The organism is Endozoicomonas sp. Z74 (assembly GCF_057680865.1).
In genome coordinates, this window is record NZ_JBLYZI010000015.1 from 68,823 (window position 1) to 78,337 (window position 9,515).

Here is a 9,515-nt window from a genome sequence, read left to right on the forward strand (position 1 = left end):
CCGGTGCTTTCAAAGGTGGACAGCAGAGTTCTGAATACCTGCCTATACTCATCCTCTCCAAATAAACCTGACGTGTTTTAACAATAAAGTTGTTGAGTGAGGCATCACCCTGAAAATGAAACACACATTCAGACTGCCCTTTAAACACCTTCTGTTTCTTATCCTGGCGGGAATGCTTGTCTATGGCTGTACCCTCCTTCCTTCCAGCCAGGAAAAAAGCATTCCGTTAAACCCAGAGGTCACCCATGGCACTTTGAACAATGGGCTGACCTATTATATTCAGCGCCATCCTGAACCGGCGCAAAAAGCAGAGCTTCGCCTGGTGGTCAAAGCAGGATCCATTCTTGAGGAGGACGACCAGCAAGGCCTGGCTCACTACCTTGAGCACATGGCATTTAATGGCACCCAGCAGTATCCCAAGAACAAGCTGGCGGATTTTCTGCAGTCCCTGGGCGTTCGTTTCGGCCCAGACCTGAACGCCTATACCTCTTTTGATGAGACCGTCTACAAACTGTCCATTCCCACGGACAATGACACCCTGTTTAACAGCGGCCTCACAGTGCTGAGAGAATGGGCAGGCTCTCTCAACCTTCTTGATGGGGACATTAATGAAGAAAGAGGCGTTATCCGGGAGGAATGGCGTCTGGGTAAAAGCGCTGGACAGCGAATGTTTGACCAGTATTTTCCGGTACTTACCCAGGGTTCAAAATATCAGGAACGCCAGCCTATTGGGAAAATTGAAGTCATCGAACACTTCCACCATGATCGGCTGCGCCAGTTTTACAAAGACTGGTACCGTCCCAACCTGATGGCCGTCATTGCCGTTGGAGATATTGATGTTGCCGCCACAGAAGCCCGTATAAAAACCCTGTTCTCCGACCTGAAAAATCCTGACAACCAGAAAGCGCGCCCAGACTACCCCATTCCAGATCACCAGGAGCTCCGGGTCAAAGTAGTGGAAGACCCTGAGGCCACGTCGACTTCCATAGACCTGCTCCACCGTCGGCCATTACCGGTAGAAAAAAAAGAGGCCGATTATCGAACAAGAATTACCCGGACGCTTTACATCAACATGCTGAATCATCGCCTGTACGAAGCCAGCCGTACCCCTGACTCCCCTTTTCTGGGGGCCTGGAGTTACCGGGAGGACTTTCTGGCCAACGACTACCTGCAAGTGCAGTCCGTCGCACCGAAAGAAAACGAGATCGGTGCAGCCATTCAAGGCCTGATTCTGGAAAACCGCCGTGTACAGACATACGGTTTTACGGAGCCAGAACTCAACCGGGCAAAACACCGGCTCATGAGCACCGTGGAAAGTGCTTACAAAGAAAGGGACAAGGTCACTTCTGGAGAGCTGACTCATGACTACGTAGATCATTACCTCGCCGGAAGAAGCGCTCCTGGAATGGCATGGAAGTACCAATATATCAAAAACGAAATGCCCGCCCTGACCCTGGCGGATATCAAAAAAGCCGGTGAAGATCTGGAGGCCTCCTTCAATAGTATGATTCTTGTTACCTCGCCCAAAGAGGTAAAGATCCCCACGGAAACAGAAATCATTTCCCTGGTGAATCAGGCAGGCACAGTTGCTGTTTTACCTTACAAGGATGAGATCACCGACCAGCCCTTACTGTCTGACTCACAGTTGGCCCCTCCAGGCAGAGTGGTATCAGAGACCCGTGATACCCGGCTTGGTCTTACCGTATGGGCCTTAAGCAACGGTATTACCGTCACCTTAAAACCCACTGACTTTAAAAACGATGAAGTCATCCTCATGGGCTACCGTTACGGGGGAACCTCACTCGCCCCCCTGGCCATCTATCCGTCTGCCACCCATTCCAGCACCATAGTCACTGAGGGAGGTCTGAATGGCTTCAGCAAAGTGGCATTGTCAAAGCTGCTTTCCGGCAACACCGCATCGGTTTCCGTCTCCATCGATGACCTGGCCGAAGAAATCTCCGGAGGAGCGACCCCGAAAGATATCAAAACCCTGTTTGAACTGGTGTATTTAACATTTACAGCCCCCCGGAAGGACAAAGACAGTTTTGTCTACTTTATGAACTCCCTCCGAGAGCAGTACCAGCACATCTGGAATAATCCGGAAACCCGGCTCCATGACCTGGCCATGCGCACCATGAGCCAGAATCACCCCCGGGGGCCACGCTTTCTCACGGAGCAGGATATTGATCAAATCAACCTGGACGACGCTTTTGCCTTTTACCAGCAGCGCCTGTCCGATGCCAGCGGCTTTCATTTTATTCTGACTGGAAACTTCCAGCCGGATCAGATAAAGCACGATATTGAAACTTATCTGGGGGCATTACCGGTAACCGTACGCCACCAGCACAAATACGTGGATCATAAAATCACGCCCCCTGACGGGGTCATTCACAAAACCATAGAGGCAGGGATTGAGGAAAAAAGCACCGTATTGCTAAATCATCACGGGACTTTCATCAACACGGTAAAAAACCAGGCTGTGGTTCAACTGCTGGGCTCTGTCTTACAAAACCGGCTTGAAGAGGAAATACGAGAAAAAAAAGGGGGCACTTATAACCCTTATGCCGAGATATACTACCAGCGCATTCCTGAACCCCGCCAGTTCACCCAAATTTATTTTTCCTGCCCTCCCGAGCGTGTCAGTGAACTGATCTCAGACACTTTATCCATTATGGATCAATTGAAGAAAAAGGTTCCCATGGATGATTTATACAAAGCGGTTCAGGCTGAGAAAATACAGCATCGGGAAGACCTTAGAAACAATCAATTCTGGGTTTCCATGCTGGTTGAGCAAGACCGGTTCCAGACAGGATACGATCAACTGCTCAAATACGACAGTATTCTTGATACAATCACCCCTGAAGACCTGGAAGCCGCTGCAAGGCAATACTTTAACCATAAAAATTACGCAAGCTTTGTCATGAACCCGGTCAAAAACAGCCAGATTCACCAGGAAAAGAAATAAGGTGACTGAAACCGCTCAGGAAGGATCAATGTTAAAGCAGCATCATTGAGAATCCAGGAACTGCTGCATATTATCATCCAGCATTTCCTTGAATTGGGCAGCAAACCACTTCACCAGCTTTTCATGCTCCTCAGCCAGGTTTTCGCTGTGAGCTGCGGCTTCATGACAGCTGAACCGGGCAGCCCCATATCTGAAGGCGGCGCTGACCCGCCAGAGTTCCTTCTTTTCAGTGTTCGCCATTCGGTTGGCCATGGCGATGAACTTATTGGTCATTGCCAGGATTTCCTTTTCATTGGCTGCACTGTTATCAGAACTCTCTTTATCCTGCGCCATGTTCTGCTCCTTCTCTACGCTTCAACCCTACCGTTACTAACGGCAACATTGCTCCTGGCTGAACCATGAATCAATTCATGTTAATTCAGTCTTAAACGCTTCAAGCCAACTGAATAAAACCCCACAAGAACATTCCCATCGGCCAGATTCATCAGAACTTTATTTAAAAAAAAAGCACCGTCATTTAAACAAGAAAAAAACACTTGTTTTTTCAGATTAAGTTGTAAAAAAACAAACTCACAAAGAAAAAGCAGGCATTTCTTTGCACTATAAAAAAGGCTTTTGTATAGTATTTTTTACTATAAAAGTACCGCTGTTGTTTTCGCTGAACAGTTTGGTCATAGGTATTTAAGCCTTAAGGTATTTTCATGGTTCGGAGTGAGCGGTATTTACCGCTCATAGCGGTTTCACTCAATAAAAACAACGACCCAGTAGATCTATTCATTCATCAACCTCCAATCAATAACAATAAAAACAAAGAGACTTCTATGAAAAGAAAGCACATCGGCTCCAGTCTGCTGGCCTGTGCAGTATTGATGTCAGCCAGCGTTCAGGCCAATGAAGCCCGGGAAGCCGTCTACAGTCTTGCCCAGGGGTGCTATGCCATACAGTCCCCCGAGAACGGCAACTTCCTGAAGAAGTTCCATAAAGGCGGAGCCATTGATAACGGCCTGAGCTACCGGTTTGAAAACATTGATGCCAATGAGGCCACGCGTTTCTTTATGAAGCCAACCTCATACGCCAACTATTTGTTAACGGACAGGGATGGCCGCTACCTGGCCAGCCATCTGCCCGCTGAAATCAGTGCCGGCCGCTATGCAGGGGAATTTGCTGAATGGACCCTCAGCGCCGAACAAGAAGACAGTGGTCAATATCTCTTCAAGTTTCAAGGCAATGCCCTGAACATGGGGCTCAGGCATAACTGGACCGACGGCGGTCTGTACTTTTTTGACCTGCTTAACCCTCACAATTATACCAGTGAAGATGCCTTCCGCCTGGTAGCACAAACAGACTGCACCCCCTTCCCGGAAGTCGAAGTAAACGTCACCGGAAGTATTGATGCCCTGAAAGGTGATCCTGGTGACCCGGTTCGCGGCTATGTTGACCCCCACACCCATATTACTTCCTACGAGTTTATGGGCGGCAAGATGATGCATGGAGAACCTTTCCATCGCTGGGGTGTCGAAGAAGCCCTCAAGGACAGCAGTGACATTCATGGGCCCGATGGCTCTCTGGACATCATCGGCAACCTGCTCTCTTACAATGACGTCAACCACCGTTATGACACCCGTGGCTGGCCTGACTTCCCCTCCTGGCCCAACCACAAGCAGATGAGTCATATGGGGTATTACTACAAATGGATAGAAAGGGCCTATCTTTCCGGCTTGCGATTAATGGTCAGCCACCTGGTGGAAAACGAAGTACTCTGCAAAGTGCAGTCCACCGTTAACCCGGGTAGCTGGATCAACCCCAACAGCTGCGACACCATGGACAGCATCCGCCTGCAGATAAAGCGGCTGAACCAGATGCAGGCCTACATTGATGCCCAGTCCGGTGGTCCCGGCAAAGGATTCTTCCGGCTGGTCACCTCTCCCGAACAGGCCCGACAGGTGATGGCCAATGGTCAGATGGCTGTTCTAATGGGTGTGGAAGCGTCAGAAACCTTTAACTGCGGTAAAAAGGATAAGTGTAACCGGAATACCGTTGAGTCTGGCCTCAACGAACTCTATGACCTGGGTGTCCGGGTCATTTACCCCACTCACAAGTTTGACAATCAGTTGGCTGGCTCACGGGTTGAGCACGACTTCATTAATGTGGGTCAGTTGTTGTCCACCGGTCGTTTCTTTGAAACCAAAGAGTGCGACGCGGACACCGGCACCGATAAAAAATTCTATTCCGGTTTCCCGCTCATTGGTGAAGTGCCGTTTATCAAGGACATTCTGAACGCAGCCCAGCTGAACCCCCAGTACGATGAGAATATGGACCACTGCAACAAGCATGGCCTGAGCCAGCTGGGTGTTTACCTTGTGAACCGCATGATCGATAAGAAAATGCTGATTGAGATGGACCATATGAGCCCGGATACTGCGTCTGCGGTCATGGATATTGTCGAGGCCCGACAATACAACGGTGTCATCTCTTCCCACAGCTGGATGAATACGGCCAAAGACGGCGGTGTGCATAAAAACACCCAACGTTTGATTCAAGCCGGAGGCTTTGTCGCTCCCTATAATGACGATGCCAATGGCATGGAAGTCAAAGTCTCGCGCTACCTGGATGAGATTGAAAGCACACCTTATCTCGCCGGCGTAGGTGTTGGCACCGATATGAGTGGCCTTGGTAATCAGCCAGGACCCAGGCTGGACGCCAATATCAAACCATTGAAATATCCCTTTACCTCAGAGTTCGGGCTGGTGTTTGATAAACAGACGTCTGGTAACCGGGTCTTTGACTTCAACCAGGAGGGCATGGCCCACTACGGCATGCTGGCCGATCATATCCAGGACATCCGTGAACGGGCTTCAAGCAGAGTTTATGAAGCGGTTATGAACTCCGCAGAGGCCTACCTGCAGATGTGGGAACGGGCAGAAAGCAACAGAAACGTCGCCTATATCGACCCCCTTGAACCCTTCGTAAGAATATTTAACCGGAAAGCCAACCGGTGCATGGATATCCCGGGCAACGACAACAACCTGGTTAATGGTGCCAATGTCCAGCTATGGAGCTGCGATGATGAAGCCTTTGACCAGCACTGGATCTTCAATAAAGAGAAGGAGATGTTTGAAAACCGGGCGGATCGAACCAAGTGTCTTGATAACCGGGGACAGGCCTACAACAACGGGGAAATTGTCATCTGGGATTGCGTCGACAGCGATAACCTGCGATGGACGTACAATATGAACACCCTGGCCAGCAAGCATAACAGTAATATTGTTGCCGATGCCTATGGTTACGACAACGGCGACAACGTGGGCCAGTGGGAATATCATGGCCGCAAGTGGCAGGAGTGGGAGTTGCGGCCGGAATCGGCCATTCACCGCTGGGTTGATTTCCGGGACAAGCGCAAGGGCAAATGCTGGGATGTCACTGGAGCCAACACTGCCAACGGTACCAAAATCCAGCTGAAAAGCTGTAACGGCTCACCGGAGCAGCAGTGGTATTTCGACCCGATCAAAGGCACCCTCCGCAGCCAGCTGCCAGGCAACAAGTGCATGGAAGTTCCCGGTGGCAACACCAGCAACGGTGTTCAACTGCAGATGGCAGACTGCGATGCCAGCAACATCAACCAGCAGTTCCATAAAAACAGCAATATCTTCAGCACTCGCCTGAACGGAAACCAGGTGATTGATGCCTCTGGCACCAACAGTGGTGATCCTATTGTGCTCTGGGAATACCACGGCGGCGATAACCAGAAATGGCGGGCCGGTTTGAACTGACCAACCGCCCCATCCACTCACTCCCATGCTTTGCCATGGGGGTGAATGAAGCTCAAACCGATTGCAGATACCCCATCAGTTTTTCCGCAGTGATATCCACAACCCGCTGTCTTGCCTCTGGGCTCGCCCAAGCGGTATGGGGTGTTATGATCAGGTTAGGCAACGGTTCGGAAAGGAGGATATTGCCATTACGGGGCGGCTCCTCACTCAATACATCAAGGGCCGCTCCACCAATGGCACCGGACTTGATCGCCGTAAACAGGTCTTGCTCATTGACCAGAGGCCCACGGGCAGTATTGATCAACAACACATGCTTTTTCATCAGAGCCAGGCGACGGGCGTCGATTATATGATGCGTGTCAGGCGTCAAGGGACAATGCAAACTGACGACATCCGCCTCGGCCAGTCCCTGATCCAGCTCAACACGGTTCGCCACCGTAGGGGAGCCCGGGACTTTTGCAAACATGACCTTCATGCCAAATGCCTCTGCCAGTCTGGCAACCGCACTCCCCAGCTCGCCCGCCCCCACCACCAGCAGAGTTTTACCCCTGAGCTCGATGATGGGATGATCCAGCAGGCAGAACATATCGCTGTCCCGCCAGCGACCATTCTGGCTGTCCCGGGAATAGGCGGGTAGCGAGGTAGCCAGAGACAACATCAAAGCCAGGGTGTGCTGGGCCACAGAGTCAGTGCCGTACTTTACAACGTTCTGAACCGTGATCCCGGCCCGGTGCGCAGCTTCAAGATCAATGTTATTCATCCCGGTGGCCAGCACACCAATGTACTTCAACGAATGACTATTCCGGATAAGGTCATCATTGAGTACCACTTTGTTGGTCAGGACAACTTCAGCCCCCTCAACTCTTTTCAGAGTCTGTTCCGCACCGGTTTTACGGTATATCTGCCAATCAATCTCAAGCTGTTTGAGAGGTTCAAGGTCAATATCCGCTCCCAGGGTCTGGGCATCAAGAATAACTCCGCTGGGTTGCCTGGTTCGTCGCTTGTTCATCGTATTCTTTCGCTATGGCTATATCGCTTCAAGCACCCGTCGTACTTCTCTGCCTGACCGCCTCAAAAAGACAGACACCCGTGGCAACGGAGACATTCAGGCTACTGACGGAACCCGCCATGGGAATAAAGATCAGAGAATCGCAGTGGTCACGGGTCAGCCGTCGCATTCCCTTACCTTCGGCTCCCATCACCAGTGCCAGGGGGCCTTTCAGATCCGATTGATAAATGTTGCCGGAGCTTTCACCGGCAGTGCCAATCATCCAGATTCCCCTCTCCTTCAACCAGGTCATGGTTCTGGCAAGGTTCGTCACCTGAACCAGCGGCACATGGTCTGCAGCACCACAGGCTACTTTGGTGGCAGTGGCATTTAAACTGGCAGACTTGTCTTTGGGGGTAATCACCGCATGGACACCGGCGGCATCGGCGGTTCTCAGGCAGGCACCCAGGTTATGGGGGTCCGTTACACCATCAAGGATAAGAAGGAAAGGCGGTTCCTCCAGCCCCTCCAGTAAATCCTCCAGATCCCCTTCCCGGTACACTTTTGCAGAAGCCACCCGGGCGACAATCCCCTGATGCACACCCTCCACCCTGGCATCCAGGCGGCTGCGCTCCACAAACCGGACAGCAACCCCTTGACTCCGGGCTTCTTCTACCAGGGCATTGATCCGCTTGTCGGTTCTTCCCTTCTGGATCAGGAGCTCCAGCACCCTTTCCGGTGCACTTTCAAACAGGCTCTGCACCGCATGCAGGCCGAATACCACGTCGTTGCTCATTAAAGACTCATTCAGCCGGGACCGGCTCTGGAACTTGAGCGCTGATAGTAGCAGAACCGGTATAGAAGTAGCTATTTCTCAAACAAACCTGCACGGCCCGGTTGTCGAGCATTTTCTGATGATTTTCTTAAAGCTCATCACGTGGCTGTTTCGAAAAATCCCGTTCATCTTTTTCACTATCACAAAAGGCACTGACTTCATGGTATATCGACGCAGGAATCACTCCTGTTACCACATACGCCTTATTTTCTCCACCGCCCGTATCTGTGGGATTTAACCCTTCAATAATCACACTACAGGCTTTAGCTCTATCAACTGCAAACCCTAAAAAAGGCATACGCAGTTGCTTCGCTTTCTCTTCAGCCCACTTACGGCAGTTTTCATACCAATGAATATTGTTGGCCTTGGGAGAGTTCACCCAAGCATCGAATCCATAACATTTTCCTTTATTGATAGGCCAGGAGGGCTTGTCGGCAAGCTTGAGTCCGGGAAACGTATCATCGACAAGATCCTCATAAGTCAAGACCGCTGATTCCTTGTACTTCCCCGCAGAAAACTTACACTTGCCTTGATCCCACACACCAAACTCAAGACTCTTTTCTTCGAGATCATGCTTTACACAGACCTGTATTTTTTTCTCCATTACAACAAGTTCAGTTGTTTCGTAGCTCACTTCAGCTCTGAGCTGACCAATCAATTCTGAAGACCGGCAATATGGAATGGCGGATTTTGTTTCATAAACAGGATGCAGCATCTCAAGTGAAAAGCGGTAGAGATCAAAAGGCCTGTCCCCTCTGCGAATAGCGACCGTTTTCGGATCAACATTACTCTTAAGCCAATGGAGAAGAGCACTGTATGAACCCTTGAGCCAGGGCAAAAACATGATCACCAATTGAACAGCGCCATCAAGAAACAGCCTGTATAATCAGGGTTTTTCCTGTCTTTCGATGTCTGCAAAAGCCCTGTTTTCCAAATTCTCCTCGCTCACTGATAAGC

General features: G+C 50.5%; 6 protein-coding genes. 2 read left to right on the plus strand and 4 right to left on the minus strand.

Translation table 11 applies throughout. From position 1 onward, the window contains the following. Positions 1-115: 115 nt before the first annotated feature. On the plus strand, positions 116-2,965 hold the full coding sequence (locus ACNRUY_RS06670; RefSeq protein WP_488110867.1) for a M16 family metallopeptidase: 2,850 nt from the start codon (positions 116-118) through the stop codon (positions 2,963-2,965). A 42-nt stretch (positions 2,966-3,007) separates the two neighbouring features. On the opposite strand, the gene ACNRUY_RS06675 is transcribed toward ACNRUY_RS06670, so the two are convergent. Further along, on the minus strand, positions 3,008-3,298 hold the full coding sequence (locus ACNRUY_RS06675) for a DUF3144 domain-containing protein (protein ID WP_488110868.1): 291 nt from the start codon (positions 3,296-3,298) through the stop codon (positions 3,008-3,010). A 488-nt stretch (positions 3,299-3,786) separates the two neighbouring features. Here ACNRUY_RS06675 and ACNRUY_RS06680 point away from each other — a divergent pair, with 488 nt between their 5' ends. Then, positions 3,787-6,735 (plus strand): ricin-type beta-trefoil lectin domain protein, encoded by a 2,949-nt coding sequence (locus ACNRUY_RS06680; protein ID WP_488110869.1) that lies wholly within the window; start codon positions 3,787-3,789, stop codon positions 6,733-6,735. A gap of 52 nt (positions 6,736-6,787) precedes the next feature. Here ACNRUY_RS06680 and ACNRUY_RS06685 read toward each other — a convergent pair whose 3' ends face one another. The 3 genes from ACNRUY_RS06685 to ACNRUY_RS06695 form a co-directional block, all read right to left on the minus strand. Beyond that, a complete protein-coding gene (locus tag ACNRUY_RS06685; RefSeq protein WP_488110870.1) occupies positions 6,788-7,744 on the minus strand; it encodes a D-2-hydroxyacid dehydrogenase in 957 nt (318 codons plus the stop codon). A 28-nt stretch (positions 7,745-7,772) separates the two neighbouring features. Further along, the gene (rlmB, locus tag ACNRUY_RS06690) at positions 7,773-8,519 is read right to left on the minus strand and encodes a 23S rRNA (guanosine(2251)-2'-O)-methyltransferase RlmB (RefSeq protein ID WP_488110871.1); all 747 of its coding nucleotides are present in this window, start codon (positions 8,517-8,519) and stop codon (positions 7,773-7,775) included. 127 nt (positions 8,520-8,646) lie between these two features. Further along, complete coding sequence (locus tag ACNRUY_RS06695) at positions 8,647-9,411, minus strand: hypothetical protein (RefSeq protein WP_488110872.1); 765 nt, start codon at positions 9,409-9,411, stop codon at positions 8,647-8,649. Between the last annotated feature and the right edge of the window lie 104 nt (positions 9,412-9,515).